The organism is Rhizobium sp. AP16, assembly GCF_000281735.1.
GTDB classification, from domain to species: domain Bacteria; phylum Pseudomonadota; class Alphaproteobacteria; order Rhizobiales; family Rhizobiaceae; genus Rhizobium; species Rhizobium rhizogenes.
In genome coordinates, this window is the sequence record NZ_AJVM01000016.1 from 105892 (window position 1) to 121567 (window position 15676).

The following is a 15676-nucleotide window of genomic DNA, read 5'->3' on the forward strand; positions in this document are numbered from 1 at the left end:
GAAAATCCCCCAAATCAGTGCTCGCAACATATTTAAATCGATTGAAATCGCAATATCCGAAAACAGGCGCACCGGTCACGTTTCATCACCATCTGTTAAAACGGAGGCAACGGAGCCACAACCACGAATAAATATTTCCAACCCGATCTGCCTCGTTCATATGGCCTATTGACGACGAAAAGGTAGGCTCCTATCGCTTGAGCCGGACAAGATTCCTCGACTGCTTCGCATCGGCCTTCCCCCTTGGTGCTCTAGTGAAAAACCCCATCAGCTACGGCATTCTGCTTACGGCGTTCGGCTATATGCTGTTCACTGCCCATGACTCGGCGGTGAAATTGCTCGTCGTCACCATTCCGGTCTGGCAGGTCCTGTTCCTTCGAAGCTGCGCCATTCTCGCCGGCTGTTTCCTCTATGAGGGGCCGTCGCTGGTGCGCAAGGTGGCGCGCTCGCCGGTCGTCAAGCCGATGATCGTGCGCAGCATGCTGCTGCTGATCGCCTGGATCTCCTATTATTCGGCCGCCAAATATCTCCAGCTCGCCGAGGTCACCACCCTCTACTATGCCGCCCCGATCGTCGGCACGATCCTTGCGACCATCGTGCTTAGGGAAAAGGTCACCGTCGCCCGCTGGATGGCGGTCGGCGTCGGCTTCTGCGGCGTGGTCATCGCTTCCAATCCCGTGGGACTCTCAATCTCCTGGCCGGTCTATCTGGCCTTGCAGGCTGCCGTTCTCTGGGCAACGGGCATGGTGCTGCTGCGCAAGACCGCTCTGCATGAAAAGAGCCACATCCAGATGGCCGTTTCCAATATCATGCTGATCCTGATGACGGGCACGATGGCGATCCTGCACTGGAAAACGCCGACGGCTTACGAACTCATCCTGCTCTGCGCTACCGGCATCTTCGCGGGTATCGGCCAACTGGCGCTGTTCGAAGGCATGCGCCAGGCCCCGGTCTCGGTGCTCGCGCCATTCGAATACACCTCGCTCGTCTGGGCCTTTGGGCTCGGCTATTTCATCTGGGGAGACGTCCCCAAGATCAATACCTTCATGGGCGCAATCCTGATCCTCAGCGCCGGGCTGATCATCATCGTCAGCGAACGGAAGCGGCGGCGGGTGTCGGCGGCTTGAACGGCAACGGCATCAAGCTCAATCGACATTCAGGCTTCAGGTCTGTTGTGATGCGTGATTCATTCGCCGGTGTAACAGCAAAAGGCCGAGAAGCGTGCAGAAGGCAAAAATCGAGATGACCAAGGCCAGCCACAGAGCAGCGTGGGGACCGGCGGAGGTCAGGATGGCGGTGAAGACCGGCGGTGCCGCAGCAAAGGAAAGATTGAGCGGCACGGCCAGTTGCGCCGATGCGCGAGCATAGGCGCCGGTGGGGAAAATCTGTAGCGGCAGCGTGGCGCGGGTGACGGCGGTGGCGCCGCTTGCAATGCCGTAGAGCGTGGCAAACAGCATGGCGCCGACGAAGTTGCTGGTCAGCAGAAGAACGATGAAGCTCAACGGAAACAGGGCAGAGCCGGCAAGACCGATGATGAAGCCCGACCAACGCCGCCCACCGAGGGAATCGATCATGCGCCCCGCCCATCGAGCAATCCCCATGAAGGCCGCGACCGCCAACGCACTGGCGTGATCGAGGCCTGCAGCCTCGAACAGGATGACGATTGTGAGGGCAAAACCCCAGGTCACGAAACCATTGGCGGCAAAGCTCGCAGCCAGCAGGACGAAGCGGGGGCAGTCGATAAGGGCAGGTTCGGCCTCCGTCTTGGTAATCGATTTTTGCCCAGGCCGGCGGGCAAGCGTGGCCCAATGCAGTGGCATGCAGACAATCAGCGTGACGGCGGCATAGGCCAGCGTCGTCGCGCGCCAGCCCCATTGAGCCTGCAGAAGCCCTGTCAGCGGCCAGACGATGGTTGGTGTCAGCCCGCCGGCCAGGATCAGCACACCGAGCGCCTGGCGGGCTTTCTCGCCGGCGATCTCCGTCACCGCGATCTGCGCCGGTGTCGATAACATACAGGCACCGGCGAGGCCGAGAATGAGCCACGACAGGACGAAGGACACCGGACCATTGGCCAGCCCCATGACCAGCAGGCCGGCTGCGCCCAGGGACGATCCCAATACCATGATCGGCCGCGTGCCATGGCGCTCGAAGATTGCGCTCAGCGGCCAGGACACCATGGCCATGACGACAAGCATAACCGTCGGTCCCGCCATGACCATCGGCAGCGCCATGCCCAGTTCGCCGGCCATGGCAGGTCCTGTGACCGCGGGCAAATAGAACGTGGCGCCCCAACCAATGAGTTGGGTCAGAGATAGGGCAGCAACAGCGCGGGCTGTGGGCGAGCGGAATCGCATCCCGGCAATCGGCGCGGAAAGCATAATCGAGTCGCGGGAGCGGCGTAGAAGGGGAAGCATCAAGGGCCTTTGGACACGAGTAGCTTTTGTTTCTGAGACATGACGAAAGGACTGCACTTCCGTCAGCGGGCGAAGACTAAAGAAAATAATGCTGTTCCAGCCGCTACCCATGCGATGGCTTTAGTGTTGGTGTAAAATCGGCTTGATCGCGTCGCAGTTTCTGAAGGGCTTTTGACGTTCGCTTGTGCTAGATTTTCGTGTGATGCTCAAACGAGGAATTTGAGGGGAGCCTGAGGAAAATTCATGCAGGAAAAGCATCGCGTCTCTCTCAATGCCATCAGGGTATTCGCGATCGCGGCACGCACTGGGAGCCTGACGGCCGCCGGTGCCGAACTCGGCGTTACCTCTGGCGCGGTAAGCCACCAGCTCAAAAAGCTCGAAGACGAGCTTGGGGTGAGCCTCTTCCGCCGTGGAAACAACACCGCTTCCCTGACCGACGTGGGACGGCGGTTCTATGAGGAGGTCGCGCCGGCGATCGGGCTCATCGAGCGTTCAGCCGACGCCCTTTATCGCGACGAAAGCGAAATCAGCGTCCATGCGACGACGTCGCTAGCGCTGCGCTGGCTTATCCCGTCCCTGGATCGGTTTCGCGCGCTCTGCCCACAGGTCCGCGTTCGAGTGGAAACGAGTTCTGCGCGAGGTTTCCCGGCCGTCCCCGACTCCGATGTCAGCATCCGTTATTTCCGGGCGGGAGTAGCGGCCGAGGGATGGGAATTCCTTGCTCGCGACCTGCGCCGCCCGGTTGTTTCTCCGCGTCTGCTGGCAGGAGATACCGGTCAGGAGATTGCCGTTGCGGACATACCGGCTCTTCAATGCTCTCTGGGAAACTGGGACTGGAAGCTCTGGTGCGAGACCTTTAATATTCCGCTGGCAGACCTTTCCCTCACCCATGCCTTCGACACGGACGACGCTGCTCTTCTTGGCTGTGTGGCAGGCCTTGGGATGGTGCTCGCGCCGACGATTCTCACGGGCAGGGAAATGAAATCGGGCGCATTGGTGACCCTGCCGGGATATGAGCCGGTCGAGACCGGAACATATCTTTACCGCCGTCGCTCGGAATCGAGAGCGGTCCGGCAATTCTGTGGCTGGATGGATACCGAAATGCGGAGCCTCGAATGAAGGGCTTCCGTCGCGGAAGACGGCAGCTTGACTGCACGGGTAATTTTTCGTCGCCTTCGCTCACGATGCCAATCCTATCGTCGGCGACCATCATCGGAATCTCCGATGACACTATCTTTTTTTCCCGTTTCCCCTCCCCGCACCTCTCTGCCAAGTTTCTGCCCGCAATCACTCACTTTCGGGACCAAAAGACATGGCACTTGCAGACATCACAACCTCACGAATCCTCATCGTCGGCGGCAGTTCCGGGATGGGTCTGGCGCTGGCAAGATACGGGCTTGCCGCCGGCGCAGAGGTTATCATCGCCGGGCGGAACAAGGACAGGCTTCAGCGTGCCAGTGCGGAAGTGCAAAATCCGGCCCTCTCCACGGTCGCGGTCGATATCACGCAGGAAGCGCAGGTCGCTGCGCTGTTCGAGCGGATCGGCCGGCTCGATCATATCGTCAGCACCGCCGCCGATATCGAAGGCGCCTATGAATTGCTGCCGGCGCTAGATCTGAAGGCCGCGCAACGGGTCGTGGAGAGCAAATTCTACGGGCCGCTGCTGCTTGCCAAATATGGCGCGCCAAAGCTTTCCGCTACCGGCTCCATCACTTTCACCTCCGGCATCGCAGCCTATCGCCCATCGGCGCGAGGGTCGGTCGTTGCCGCCGTTAATGCAGCGCTCGAGGGGCTGGTGCGAGCGCTGGCGGTCGAGCTGGCGCCGATCCGCGTCAATGTCGTCTCGCCCGGCTGGGTCGACACACCCATCTGGACATTTGTCGCCGGCGACAGGAAGGACGAGACGCTGGACGCCATGGCAAGGCGGCTGCCGGTCGGGCGCGTCGGGCAACCGGAGGATATCGCAGACGCTATCACCTATCTGATGGGCAACGGCTTTACGACGGGGACGACCTTGCATGTCGAAGGCGGACATCGGCTGATCTAGCCGGCGTGAAGTGGTCGCTCGCAGCCTCCAGGAACTGTCTCAGCGCTGGCGGCTGCACGCGCCGCCGCCGCCAGATCATCATCAGCGAGACCGTTTGCGTCGGCCCCGGCCATGGCAATTCACTGATCTCACCGCGATCAAGCGCCTCGGCAACTGCAAGGCACGGCACCAGCCCGATACCGGCGCCGGCCGCCACCAGCCGCGCGATCGCGCCGATGCTGCCGACCTCGGCGGCGGGCTTCGGGGCCACCATGCCAGCCTCGGCGAACGCCTTGTCGAACATGGCCCGATAGGCGCAGCCGACTTCGGTCGTCAGAAAGTCCATCGCGGCAAGTTCGGCCAAATCCGGCTTCCCCGCTGCGAATTTTCCCGCAGGCGGCGTCGCAAGGATCAGCGGCTCGGTCGCGATTACACGGCTGACGAAACGCGCGTCCAGACCACCGTGATCGAAACAGAAGGCGACATCGATCTCGCCGCTCTCGAGCTTTCGCAGGAGATCGCCGCTGCCGGCGACCTTCAGCCGGAGATTGATATCGGGATGGTTGTTCTGGAACGCGGAGAGCCATGCCGGAAGCTTGACGGCGGCAATCGTCTCCAGCGCGCCGATCGACACCGATCCGGCCTCATGCCCGGCAGTTGCCGCGACGGCAGAACGCGCCTCATCAGTCAGCGCCAATATCTCCTGCGCATAGGAAACCAGTGTCTCACCCGCCTGCGTCAGCTCCAGACCCTGCTTCGAGCGGGTGAAAAGTGCCGTGCCCAGCTCAGCCTCCAGCGACTGCATCTGGTCACTGACGCTCGATTGCGCCAGATGAACCTCTTCGGCTGCCCGGGTGAAGCTTTTGCTCCGGGCAACCGCGATGAATGTCTTGAGAAGTCGAGGATGCATCGGGACGCGCCGCATTTGTTTCGGGCCTGGCACCGCAGCGTCAAGATGACGAGGCGGCGCCCACTACCGGGAACGCTGCCACATCGCCGACATCGCCGTCAACAAGCCCGGCCTGTGCGACCGAGCGCGGCAGAATACCTTCTATATCCAGAGATCGTTCTGCGCTGTCCTGTCGCCGCCCTCATGGCCGGTGTTCAAGGTGCCACGCGGTTCGATCAGCATCATCCGGACTTCGTTCTCGGCGAAAGGCTTGTGCTCCATGCCCTTCGGGACGACGAACATCTCGCCGGGTCCGACATGGACGGCACCATCGCGAAAATCGATCCGCAGCTGCCCCTCCAGAACGATGAAGGTCTCGTCGGTTTCTGGATGATCGTGCCAGATGAAATCTCCCTCGATGCGGACGAGCTTGAACTGATAGTCGTTCATCTCGGCGATGACATGGGGTTGCCAGAACCCCTGAAGCTTTCCAAGCTTTTCCTGGAAGTTGATGGGCTGCCTGGTCGATGCCGCGGTTGCGTCTGTCATGGTCTTCCCTTTCGAATACAGGAAAGGGGGTTATGAACCGCAGCCTTGGATCGATCTTGAACGTTTGTGCAAAGAGAGAAAGGCCTTGCGAATCGCATAAGTGCGTGCTTATGTGTTGTCATGATAGAGAACGACATATTCCGAGCTTTGGCTGATCCGACCCGACGAGCAATCTTTGAAAAGCTGGCGGCAGGCAGCACGAACGCCAGCGCCCTGCGCGAGGGCATGGAGATCAGCCAGCCGGCAATGTCCCAGCACCTCTCGGCTCTTCGCAGCGCCGGGCTTATCAAGGAAGAACGACAGGGGCGCTTCGTGAATTATGAGGTTGATCCGGATGGGCTGGCTCTCATCGCGCAGTGGCTGGCGAAATATCGCGCCTATTGGCCCGCGCGCATCGACGCTCTCAAGCTATTGCTGAAGGATATGGACCAATGAACGACGAAAAAACCAAGGAGCCGAAAACCGGGATCGCGCTTGAGTATGAACTTGATGAGCCCCCACAAAAGGTCTGGCGCGCAATCAGCATTCCGGAGTTTCGCGAAAGCTGGTTGCCGAAGGAAGCGTTGGCAGATCCCGAGGCGACCTCTGTCACGCCCGGCGAGGAGGTTCGCTACAGGATGCGCGACAACGCACCGCCATTCCTCGAAAGCACCGTGACATTCAGGATTACCCCGAACGCGACCGGGGGAACCAGCCTGTGGATCATCCACGAACTCACGGACATGAGGTTCGACCGGATGACGAGGGCCGCCGGAAACAACAACAGCCCGCCTCTCATGCTCGCTGCCTGACGCAGCGAGACTCCCTCGCAAATCCTGGAAGATTGGAGTTCGCCGATGAGCGAAGCGATGCAACTCGTCCCTATGGTCATAGAACAATCCAGCAGAGGGGAGCGATCTTTCGACATCTATTCCCGCCTCCTGCGTGAGAGGATCATTTTTCTCAATGGCGAAGTGAACGATACCGTTTCCGCCCTGGTCTGCGCGCAATTGCTGTTTCTGGAAGCGGAAAACTCCAGGAAACCGATCAGTCTCTACATCAATTCGCCGGGCGGCGTCGTGACCAGCGGCCTCGCCATGTATGACACCATGCGTTACATCCGCGCGCCGGTGCACACACTCTGCATGGGGACCGCCCGTTCGATGGGGTCGTTCCTTCTGATGGCCGGCCAAGCCGGTGAGCGATCCGCACTGCCCAACTCCAGCATCCATATCCATCAGCCGTTGGGTGGCTTCCAGGGACAGGCTTCCGACATGCTGATCCATGCCGCGGAAATGGAACGGACCAAGCATCGAATGACGCGGCTCTACGCTGAACATTGTGGACGCACCTATGAGGAGTTCGAGCGCGCGATGGACCGCGACCATTTCATGACCGCGGAACAAGCTCTGGAATGGGGCCTTATCGACCGTATCCTCCAGGTTCGCGAGGAAGACCTGCCTATAGCCCCGGAGAGTTGAGTGCGATCAAGGCTCTGACCGGCGATGTCGCAAAAATGGGGAGTGTTGCAACCGCTGGGCTATGGGCGTTTGGCTGGCCCGCAGGTGCGGTATGCTCGGCAAAGCTGTCTAAACCACCATCTCTTGAGAAAAATATTCGCAATTGCCGATTCCTTTCGCAGTTTTCTACGCTTCCCCGGTCCATTTTTTCTGCGATGTATGCAACATTGATTGCAACATGTTCCAGAAACGGAAGAAAACGATGAACTGGTTGAAGACCGTTGCCGCCGCTGCTCTCGTGCAGGCCGCTTTCCTTTTGCCCGCCCATGCTGGCGACAATCTCAAGGCGATCCAGGACGCCGGCGTGCTGCAGGTTGGCACGGAAGGCACCTATGCGCCCTTCACCTTTCATGACGCAAGCGGCAAGCTTGTCGGCTTCGATGTCGAGATCGCCGAAGCCATCGCTTCCAAGCTCGGCGTCAAGGCCGAGTTCCTGGAAGGCAAGTGGGACGGCCTGATCGCCGGCCTCGACGCAAAGCGCTACGACACCGTCATCAACGAAGTTGGCGTTACCGACGCCCGCAAGCAGAAATATGATTTCTCCGATCCCTACATCGCCTCCAAGGCCGTGCTGATTGTCAAGGACAGCAACACCGACATCAAGGATTTCGCCGATCTCAAGGGCAAGAAGTCCGCGCAATCGTTGACCAGCAATTTCGGCAAGCTCGCTCAAGCGTCCGGCGCCGAACTCGTCGGCACCGACGGTTTCGACCAGTCGATCCAGCTCGTGCTCACCGGCCGCGCCGACGCCACGATCAACGACAGCCTGTCCTTCCTCGATTTCAAGAAGCACAAGCCCGACGCGCCGGTGAAGATCGTCGCCCAGCAGGCCAATGCCGATTTTTCCGCCGCCATCATCCGCAAGGGTGAGCCGGAACTGCAGGCCGCCATCAACAAGGCGCTGGCCGACATCAAGGCTGACGGTACCTATGCCAAGATCTCCGACAAATACTTCGGCCAGGACGTTTCGAAGTAAGTGGGAATAGGCAGAAACGCCAAATTGTGAAAAAGATGCGTCCGGGGCCATCCCCGGACGCATTCTGTTATGGAAAGGTCGCTTCTCCGTGGAGCACTGGTTGCAATTGATGTGGGAGTCGCTGGGCACGCTGCTTTGGGCGGGGCTCGTCTTCACCATCCCGCTCACTCTGATCACCTTCGTTCTCGGCCTGCTGCTCGGCCTCGTCACCGCCGTCACACGGCTGTTCGGCCCAAAGCCGCTCGTCGCCGTCGCGCGCTTCTATGTCTGGGTAATCCGCGGCACGCCGCTTTTGGTGCAGCTTTTCGTCATCTTCTACGGCCTGCCGAGCATGGGCATCCTGCTCGATGCCTTCCCGGCCGCCGTCATCGGCTTCACACTGAATGTCGGCGCCTACTCGTCCGAGATCATCCGCGCCGTCATCTCCTCCGTGCCGAAGGGCCAGTGGGAAGCAGCCTATTCCATCGGCATGAACTGGCGCCAGGCGATGAGCCGCACCATCCTGCCGCAGGCGGCACGCGTCGCCGTGCCGCCGCTGTCGAACACCTTCATCTCGCTGGTCAAGGACACCTCGCTTGCCGCCGCGATCACCGTGCCGGAGCTGTTCCAGGCCGCGCAGCGCATCGTCGCCACCACCTATGAGCCGCTGATCCTCTACATCGAGGCCGCCATCATCTATCTCGTGCTCAGCACCTTCCTCTCGACACTGCAGGGCTATCTCGAACGCCGTTTCGCCCGCTCCGGCGGCACGCTGGAGGCGCGGACATGATCGAGCTGTCACACATCGAAAAGCGCTTCGGCGACAGTGTCATCCTGAAGGATATCAGCCTGACCATCCCGGAAGGCACGGTGACGGCGCTGGTCGGCCCTTCCGGCGGCGGCAAGAGCACGCTTTTGCGCTGCATCAACCTTCTGGAAATCCCGACGGCCGGCACCATCCGCATCGGCGAGGTGAGCACCACCTTCCAGCCGGGCAAGAAGACCGCCTGGCAGGACATCCAGAAGATTCGCCGCCAGACCGGCATGGTCTTCCAGAATTTCCAGCTCTTTCCGCACAGGACCGCCATAGAAAACGTCATGGAGGGCCTGACGACGGTGCTGCGCTGGCCGGCCGACAAGGCCCGCGCCCGCGCCGTCGAGCTTCTGACCAAGGTCGGTATGGCGCACAAGATCGATGCATGGCCCTCGACGCTCTCCGGCGGGCAGCAGCAGCGTGTGGCGATCGCCCGCGCGCTCGCCCCCTCGCCCCGCGTCCTCCTCTGCGACGAGCCGACCTCGGCACTCGATCCGGAACTGGCCGCCGAAGTCGTCGATGTTCTCGGCAAGCTCGCCAACGAGGGCACGACCATGGTGATGGCGACGCACGATCTGCGCCTCGCCTCGAAGATCGCCACCAGTGTCGTTTTCCTCGAAACCGGCAACATCGTCGAAACCGGCCCCTCCCGCACCATCTTCGGCGCCCCTCAGCAGGAGCGGACGAAACAGTTCATCTCGACGCTAAACGCGGGGCACAGCTACGACATATGAGAGCGGGGCTTCCTCTCTGAGTGAACAACGTGAAGAGAGGCCGGAGGCTTGGCGAGTCGTCTCCTCGATCGCTCGGAGCTAAAACGGCTCCTTTCGCGGCGTTCCATCCTTTTCCCATACATCGAAACTAAAGTCTTTTGGGCGATCTGTCCGTTGATCCCTACCAGAAGTCCCTCATATAGACCCGAGGTGCCGTTGTAGTCGGTCCGGATTTTCAGCTAGACGCCTCCTGCTATGCGCCATTGCGCTTTCAACCATGGAAGGCGTCAAGGAAATCGCTTAGCCGTTCCGACAGCACGCCGGCGGCTATGAAATAGTCAGCCATCGCACATCCAAATGGACGGTACACGGATCCGTTCATCCATGCTCACGGCTACGCGAACGTACCGTCACTCACATAGGTTCTGCCTTCGAAAACCCCAAACTCCAGATAATGCTCAAGAGGATTAATTCCGGCAGCAGCAACGTCTGGATTGAGTTTCAAATAGCCCGCTGCATCGAAGTTGCGGGAGGGGTCGCGTCCTTCATGCCAGCCGTACTGCAGATAGTGGGTGAACGGATTGACGCCAGCAGCAGCCACATCGTGGTACGCTGCGAGATATCCCGATGTATCAAAAAACGGGTTGGGGTCACGCCCTTCATGCCAGCCGAATTGATTGTAGTGCTGCTCGGGATCCGCATGGGCTGTTTCCACATCTGGATTGTTCTTGAAATAGAACGTGTCGTCGATCAACAGGTCTTTGGCATTAACATTGCGACCCTCGTAGATACCAAACTTCAGATAGTGCTCAAGTGGATCGATCTTGGCCGCAGCAACGTCTGGATTGAGCCGTAGATATTCCGACGTATGGAAGAGGCTCGATGGATCTCGTCCCTCCTTCCAGCCGAACTGGTCGTAGTGCTGAAGCGGATTAATGCCGGCAGCCGCGACATCATGATACTTCGCCAGATATTCGGAAGTATCAAAGAATTTGTTCGGATCAAGGCCCTCACGCCATCCGACGTTTGAGTAATGCTGATCCGCGTCAGCACCTGCGTCAAAAACGTCATGGTTGTGAGTATAGTAAAACATATCATCGACCAGGGCGGAGCCGTCATCTTGAACGATTGTCCTGTCGGAAAACTGCAGCTTCTCAATCCAGACCAAGCTGTCATGGCCTTCGCTACCGTTAAGCAGCATCGCGCGATTGCCATAATCGACCGTTGCTTGCTTCAGGCTGAAGTTGAACACCGCCGTGTCGACACCCGCGCCTCCGCTGAGCCAATCGTTTCCACCTCCCCCCGTTAGCGAATTGTTGGCAGCATTACCGATAATCGTGTCGCTGCCGGATCCACCGATCGCATTTTCGATCAACGAGCGATTGTCGCCATTATACTGGAGGGCATTGTAGACGTTTCCATGCGCAAAGTGGCCGTCACCAAGATAAGCGAGCTGTGATCTCGACATCGCGGACCAGCCGCCGGGTGCCAAATTTATGGATTGAGCCGAGGTATAGTTCGAGAAATCATAGGTATCGACACCGCCACCATCCCACACGGTGAGGAAGACACGGTTGTCTCCAGGCTTTCCCTGCCCGACTCCGTCGATGAACATCTCGCCAGTCGTGGAAGAAAAGGTGTAGGTGGTATTGCCAGCGTGCGCAGAAAAATCAGCTCCATACAGTTTTTGGATCGCGGCGATATCGTACATCATCAGCGATTGTGCAAAGCCGAAGTCTTCATTTGTATAGCCGGTATACAAAGACGCTCCTGTATAGGAGCGATAGCTCATGACCGTAAATTCCATGCTGTCGTGCGCAAGGCTCGTTGTCACGAAGTTAGTATTTGAAAACTCGTGCGGATGCTTGAGGCCAAGTGCATGCCCAATTTCATGCAGCGTGGATATCCACGCATAATTGCCCTTGACCGGATTGGTCATGGCACTTAGGCCGCTCTGTGTACCGAACCAGACATCGCCACCCTGAGCACTTTCCGAAGGGAAATAGGTATAAGCGGAGTTCTGCGCCTCGTCCGACATGCCAAAACGCAATGTAGCGTTTCCCGGAACCGACGTTTCTTCCATGAAAGTAAGGTTCGAGATCGAACTGTACTGCGCCAAGGCCGAGTGCACTGCTGCCTGCATGGTTGCATTGAGGGGCTGGAACGTCAGCTGCTCCCCGCTGTAACTACCATATTGCGCACCGCTGGTGGTAAACGAAAAATCCAGCGCGGAGGACGCCCAATACCGACCGTAGATCAGGCCATCAACATCATTCGAAGTGCTAGGCCACGGAACCGGAAAATACGAAGTAAGCATTCAAAACGTCCCCTAACGTCCCGTGAATTTAATAGCCGCCGTTCATCGAGATGCTTAAACGGCAAGTAAGTGATCTGCAAGTAGGAGTAGCATTTTCCGTTAACATCTTTCACCACCATGTGAGGATGAGAGCGATCGACGCTGCGCAACACCGGCGAATTACTGCCAGTTCTGGACCGGAATCTTGAGAACAAGCCACATTCGACATCGTCACTCTTCTCTAAACGCCCGAGCCATTTGGTCCGTCAACGGCTTTGCCAAATATGCCAGTGCAGTACGCTCACCCGTCTGAATGAACGCCTCCACCGGCATCCCGACCACCGGTGCTAGATTGCCCAACCGAGCCCATTCGGTCGCCGAGACGGCGACCCTGAGGCTATAATAGCCTTGCCCGGTGCGCTGATCAGTGGTGAGATCGGCTGCAATCCTCGTAATGCGGCCACTCAATTCCGGTGTGGTGCGCTGATTGAACGCAGAAAATCGAAGCGTTACGTCCTGCCCTACAACCACCTGATCGATATCCTGCGGCGACAGCTTGAGTTCCGGTGTCAGCACATCGTTGTCAGGCACAATTTGCATGATCGCTTCACTGGGCGTAACGACTGCCCCTGATGCATGCACAGCCAGTTGATGAACGATGCCTGCCTGTGGTGCGCGGATATCGATGTGTCTCAACTCGTCCTCAGCAGCAACGAAACGCTCGGAATATTCACCGATTTCGCTTTCGGCCTGGCGCAGTTGGTCCGATACCTCGGTTCTTTGATCGTCATCAACCTGAATGATCTGCAGCTGGGTTTCAGCGATCTTGCCGTTGGTTTGGGCCGCGGAGGCGATCAGACTGCCGAGCTCACCGGTGAGGTCTGCTGCATCGCGCTGTAAGTTATAGACTCGGGTCGCCGGGATAATGCCCTGATCGAGCAACGGTTGCAGGCTGGTGAGTTCCTTGTTGATAATGGCAATCGCTTGCCGTTTGCCGTCCTGTTGGGCGCTCAGCCCCTCCGCCTCCTTCGAAAGCTGGCGCACCCGCTCGGCCAACTGCGCTTTGCGCCCCATCTTGGAAGACCGCCGATCATGAAACAGCCGCTGCTCACCATCGAGCATCGCTGCCACTTCGACAATCTCCCGCTCCTTTAAAAGGCCCTCAGGAAAGGTGATATCCTCTTTAGAATCTCGTTCGGCTGAAAGCCGTGCGGTGCGCGCGGCAAGTTCCTTCAGACGCTTCGAAACGATCGCAAGATTAGCACGCGCTTGGGTGTCATCGAGATGTATGAGTATTTGGCCAGGTTCGACACGATCCCCGTTCTTGACGAACACTTGACCGACAGTTCCGCCCTTTTGGTGCTGAACGGGTTTAACGTAGCTGTCGACGACCAACGTGCCGGCGGCAATGACAGCGCCCTGAAGGCGAATGGTAGCAGCTAGACCTCCCAGGACCCCAACGAGAAAGATAATTGCGGTGATCGCGACGAACGTCAGGCGACGGATGGCTTGCTCGGCAAGCGGCGCGTGATCATCCTTCATTGCGTCCTCTCCTCGCCGGCGATCATTAGTCGAACAGGCTGCAGCCCGGACGGCGCTGGCTGCGTCGTCTTCCTGAGGACTTCATCCTTCGGCCCAAATGCCTGCATCTGACCATTCGCCAGGACAAGAACCTTGTCGACAACACCAAGTGCACTTGGGCGATGAGCGATAATGATAGCAATGCCGCCACGCGCCTTCACATCCAGTATCGCACGTGACAACGCCGCCTCCCCCTCCGCGTCGAGGTTTGAGTTAGGCTCATCGAGAACGATCAGGAACGGCTCGCCATAGAGCGCACGTGCCAGCGCGATACGCTGCCGCTGTCCGCCCGACAGCGCCGATCCTTGTTCGCCGATCTTCGTGTCGAAGCCTTCGGGGAACTGCACAATCATGTCGTAGACACCAGCCGCCTTCGCAGCAGCAATGATTTTTTCTGACGGCGCATCCGGATCGAAACGGGCTATGTTTTCGGCGATAGATCCACCAAACAACGAAACATCCTGCGGCAAATATCCAATGTGTTGGCCAAGCGCTCGCGGATCCCATTGTGACAGAGATGCCCCATCCAGGCGGACCGCGCCTGAAATCGGCGGCCAAATCCCGACGAGGCCCCGCGCGAGTGAGGATTTACCTGATGCGCTTGGACCGATGACACCGACGGCTTCTCCTGCCCGAAGCTCAAAGGAAACGCCGCGCACAATCGCGAGCTTTAAGCCCGGCGCCGCGAGATGCAGGTTTTCAGCTTTCAGGGCGCTTTCGGGCCTGGGAAGGGAAACTTCTTTTTCATCAGCCTGCATCAGTTGCGCGAGCTTCATCAGCCGTGACCAGCTATCACGCGCTGCGGCGAAACCCTTCCATTGGCCGATCGCCAGTTCGACCGGCGCCAACGCCCGACTAACAAGGATGGAACTTGCTATCATAATGCCGCCCGAGGCCTCTTGGCGGATGACAAGTATGGCCCCAACAGCAAGCACCGCTGACTGCAGTACCATTCGCAAGATCTTGGAAATTGTCCCGAGTATGCCTGTCACGTTTGACGCACGCAGATGGTTACTGAGATAGCGGCGATTGATTTCGCTCCACTGCCTACCAAGCAGATGGCCAAAACCCATCGCAAGCACGGCTTCTGAATTGCGACGCGTTGCTTCCGCAAGAGCCATTCGCTCGGAGGCGATTTTCGCGGCCTCCTTAGCCGGCTGACGTGACTTCAGTTCAGCCAAGATCGTCAGACCGATGAGCATTAGGGCTCCGGCCAAGGCCGTCATACCGATCCACACATGAAACAGGAAGCATAAACCGAGATAAAACGCCATCCAGGGAATATCGAACAAAGCAGTCGGCCCCGGCCCCGAAAGAAACATTCGTACAGTATCCAGGTCGTGCACCGACTGAAGACCATTTCCGGGCACCTGCATGCGCGACGGAAATAAGACGAGGGAATCGTAGACAGCTGTTCCGAAGCGTTCATCCACCGATAGGCCGACGCGCACCAAAAGCATCGAACGGACGAGCTCGAGGATTCCCTGAAACGCGTAAAGTGTGGCCGTTATGATGCCCAGACCAACCAGCGTAGGCAGACTGTGGCCTGGAATGACGCGATCGTAGACCTGCAGCATGAAGAAGGAGCCGGTCAAGGCGAGAACGTTGACAAGCGCGCTGGTCGCACCGATCCCGAGAAAGGCTTTCTTCAAGGAGGATAAAACGGCCACAAGGAACATCTGTGGAGTCTTCGTAGTCGTGCTAGACAAGCTCAAACCCCGCTCACGCTGCCGCAATGAAACGGAAGTCATCCTGATCGAAGATTGCCAAGGCAACGTTCTTCAACAAGATCGAGCTGTTCGCGTCCTTGGAAATTTCAGATAACTCTTCGCGCTCGTTAGCCATACGCTCTAGAATGCTCTTGATAGTTGATCGGTTAATCGTCGGGCCGTTGGTTAGAGGCTAGTTCCACTCGCAATCTGGATGATCCGCAGAAAAAG

At 58.6% G+C, this 15676-nt stretch carries 15 protein-coding genes; 9 read left to right on the forward strand and 6 right to left on the reverse strand.

What is annotated here, in order from left to right; all coding sequences use genetic code 11:
* The first annotated feature begins 254 nt into the window (after window positions 1-254).
* On the forward strand, window positions 255-1127 hold the full coding sequence (locus PMI03_RS09435; protein ID WP_039973724.1) for a DMT family transporter: 873 nt from the start codon (window positions 255-257) through the stop codon (window positions 1125-1127).
* A gap of 36 nt (window positions 1128-1163) precedes the next feature.
* On the opposite strand, the gene PMI03_RS09440 is transcribed toward PMI03_RS09435, so the two are convergent.
* Window positions 1164-2414, reverse strand: a complete 1251-nt coding sequence (locus PMI03_RS09440; RefSeq protein ID WP_081500799.1) for an MFS transporter — start codon at window positions 2412-2414, stop codon at window positions 1164-1166.
* A 243-nt stretch (window positions 2415-2657) separates the two neighbouring features.
* On the opposite strand from PMI03_RS09440, the gene PMI03_RS09445 reads away from it, so the two are divergent.
* Window positions 2658-3533, forward strand: coding sequence for a LysR family transcriptional regulator (locus tag PMI03_RS09445; RefSeq protein WP_007692326.1), 876 nt, complete (start codon window positions 2658-2660; stop codon window positions 3531-3533).
* A gap of 193 nt (window positions 3534-3726) precedes the next feature.
* Entirely contained in the window at window positions 3727-4461 is a 735-nt protein-coding gene (locus PMI03_RS09450) for an SDR family oxidoreductase (RefSeq protein WP_007692328.1), read from the forward strand.
* Here the strand turns inward: PMI03_RS09450 and PMI03_RS09455 are convergent.
* Together PMI03_RS09455 and PMI03_RS09460 are read right to left on the reverse strand one after the other, a co-directional pair.
* Complete coding sequence (locus tag PMI03_RS09455) at window positions 4412-5350, reverse strand: LysR family transcriptional regulator (RefSeq protein ID WP_039973726.1); 939 nt, start codon at window positions 5348-5350, stop codon at window positions 4412-4414. The genes PMI03_RS09450 and PMI03_RS09455 overlap by 50 nt on opposite strands.
* 141 nt (window positions 5351-5491) lie before the next feature.
* The gene (locus PMI03_RS09460) at window positions 5492-5878 is read right to left on the reverse strand and encodes a cupin domain-containing protein (RefSeq protein WP_007692332.1); all 387 of its coding nucleotides are present in this window, start codon (window positions 5876-5878) and stop codon (window positions 5492-5494) included.
* 120 nt (window positions 5879-5998) lie between these two features.
* Here PMI03_RS09460 and PMI03_RS09465 point away from each other — a divergent pair, with 120 nt between their 5' ends.
* The 6 genes from PMI03_RS09465 (at window position 5999) to PMI03_RS09490 (ending at window position 9880) form a co-directional block, all read left to right on the forward strand.
* Window positions 5999-6313 (forward strand): helix-turn-helix transcriptional regulator, encoded by a 315-nt coding sequence (locus PMI03_RS09465; protein ID WP_007692334.1) that lies wholly within the window; start codon window positions 5999-6001, stop codon window positions 6311-6313.
* Window positions 6310-6669, forward strand: coding sequence for an SRPBCC domain-containing protein (locus PMI03_RS09470; protein WP_007692336.1), 360 nt, complete (start codon window positions 6310-6312; stop codon window positions 6667-6669). The genes PMI03_RS09465 and PMI03_RS09470 overlap by 4 nt, the downstream gene beginning before the upstream one ends.
* A 45-nt stretch (window positions 6670-6714) precedes the next feature.
* On the forward strand, window positions 6715-7338 hold the full coding sequence (locus PMI03_RS09475) for an ATP-dependent Clp protease proteolytic subunit (RefSeq protein WP_007692338.1): 624 nt from the start codon (window positions 6715-6717) through the stop codon (window positions 7336-7338).
* 241 nt (window positions 7339-7579) lie between these two features.
* On the forward strand, window positions 7580-8353 hold the full coding sequence (locus PMI03_RS09480; protein ID WP_007692340.1) for an amino acid ABC transporter substrate-binding protein: 774 nt from the start codon (window positions 7580-7582) through the stop codon (window positions 8351-8353).
* 88 nt (window positions 8354-8441) lie between these two features.
* Window positions 8442-9122: an amino acid ABC transporter permease gene (locus tag PMI03_RS09485; protein WP_012652881.1), complete on the forward strand. Its 681-nt coding sequence runs from the start codon at window positions 8442-8444 to the stop codon at window positions 9120-9122.
* Window positions 9119-9880 carry an amino acid ABC transporter ATP-binding protein gene (locus tag PMI03_RS09490; RefSeq protein ID WP_007692344.1) on the forward strand — a complete coding sequence of 254 codons (762 nt, stop codon included), beginning with the start codon at window positions 9119-9121 and terminating at the stop codon, window positions 9878-9880. The genes PMI03_RS09485 and PMI03_RS09490 overlap by 4 nt, the downstream gene beginning before the upstream one ends.
* A 373-nt stretch (window positions 9881-10253) precedes the next feature.
* Here the strand turns inward: PMI03_RS09490 and PMI03_RS09495 are convergent, their stop codons facing one another.
* From PMI03_RS09495 to PMI03_RS09505, 3 genes are all read right to left on the reverse strand, one after another.
* Window positions 10254-12176, reverse strand: coding sequence for a M10 family metallopeptidase (locus PMI03_RS09495; RefSeq protein ID WP_007692346.1), 1923 nt, complete (start codon window positions 12174-12176; stop codon window positions 10254-10256).
* Between the two features lie 210 nt (window positions 12177-12386).
* Window positions 12387-13697: an HlyD family type I secretion periplasmic adaptor subunit gene (locus tag PMI03_RS09500; protein WP_007692348.1), complete on the reverse strand. Its 1311-nt coding sequence runs from the start codon at window positions 13695-13697 to the stop codon at window positions 12387-12389.
* Window positions 13694-15415, reverse strand: a complete 1722-nt coding sequence (locus PMI03_RS09505; RefSeq protein WP_007692350.1) for a type I secretion system permease/ATPase — start codon at window positions 15413-15415, stop codon at window positions 13694-13696. The genes PMI03_RS09500 and PMI03_RS09505 overlap by 4 nt, the downstream gene beginning before the upstream one ends.
* Between the last annotated feature and the right edge of the window lie 261 nt (window positions 15416-15676).

Excerpts from the sequence above, each read along its gene's own strand:
- PMI03_RS09440 (WP_081500799.1), bottom strand. The coding sequence starts at position 2,414 with ATGCTTCCCCTTCTACGCCGCTCCCGCGACTCGATTATGCTTTCCGCG.
- PMI03_RS09445 (WP_007692326.1), top strand. The coding sequence starts at position 2,658 with ATGCAGGAAAAGCATCGCGTCTCTCTCAATGCCATCAGGGTATTCGCG.
- PMI03_RS09450 (WP_007692328.1), top strand. The coding sequence starts at position 3,727 with ATGGCACTTGCAGACATCACAACCTCACGAATCCTCATCGTCGGCGGC.
- PMI03_RS09455 (WP_039973726.1), bottom strand. The coding sequence starts at position 5,350 with ATGCATCCTCGACTTCTCAAGACATTCATCGCGGTTGCCCGGAGCAAA.
- PMI03_RS09460 (WP_007692332.1), bottom strand. The coding sequence starts at position 5,878 with ATGACAGACGCAACCGCGGCATCGACCAGGCAGCCCATCAACTTCCAG.
- PMI03_RS09465 (WP_007692334.1), top strand. The coding sequence starts at position 5,999 with ATGATAGAGAACGACATATTCCGAGCTTTGGCTGATCCGACCCGACGA.
- PMI03_RS09470 (WP_007692336.1), top strand. The coding sequence starts at position 6,310 with ATGAACGACGAAAAAACCAAGGAGCCGAAAACCGGGATCGCGCTTGAG.
- PMI03_RS09475 (WP_007692338.1), top strand. The coding sequence starts at position 6,715 with ATGAGCGAAGCGATGCAACTCGTCCCTATGGTCATAGAACAATCCAGC.
- PMI03_RS09480 (WP_007692340.1), top strand. The coding sequence starts at position 7,580 with ATGAACTGGTTGAAGACCGTTGCCGCCGCTGCTCTCGTGCAGGCCGCT.
- PMI03_RS09490 (WP_007692344.1), top strand. The coding sequence starts at position 9,119 with ATGATCGAGCTGTCACACATCGAAAAGCGCTTCGGCGACAGTGTCATC.
- PMI03_RS09495 (WP_007692346.1), bottom strand. The coding sequence starts at position 12,176 with ATGCTTACTTCGTATTTTCCGGTTCCGTGGCCTAGCACTTCGAATGAT.
- PMI03_RS09500 (WP_007692348.1), bottom strand. The coding sequence starts at position 13,697 with ATGAAGGATGATCACGCGCCGCTTGCCGAGCAAGCCATCCGTCGCCTG.
- PMI03_RS09505 (WP_007692350.1), bottom strand. The coding sequence starts at position 15,415 with ATGTTCCTTGTGGCCGTTTTATCCTCCTTGAAGAAAGCCTTTCTCGGG.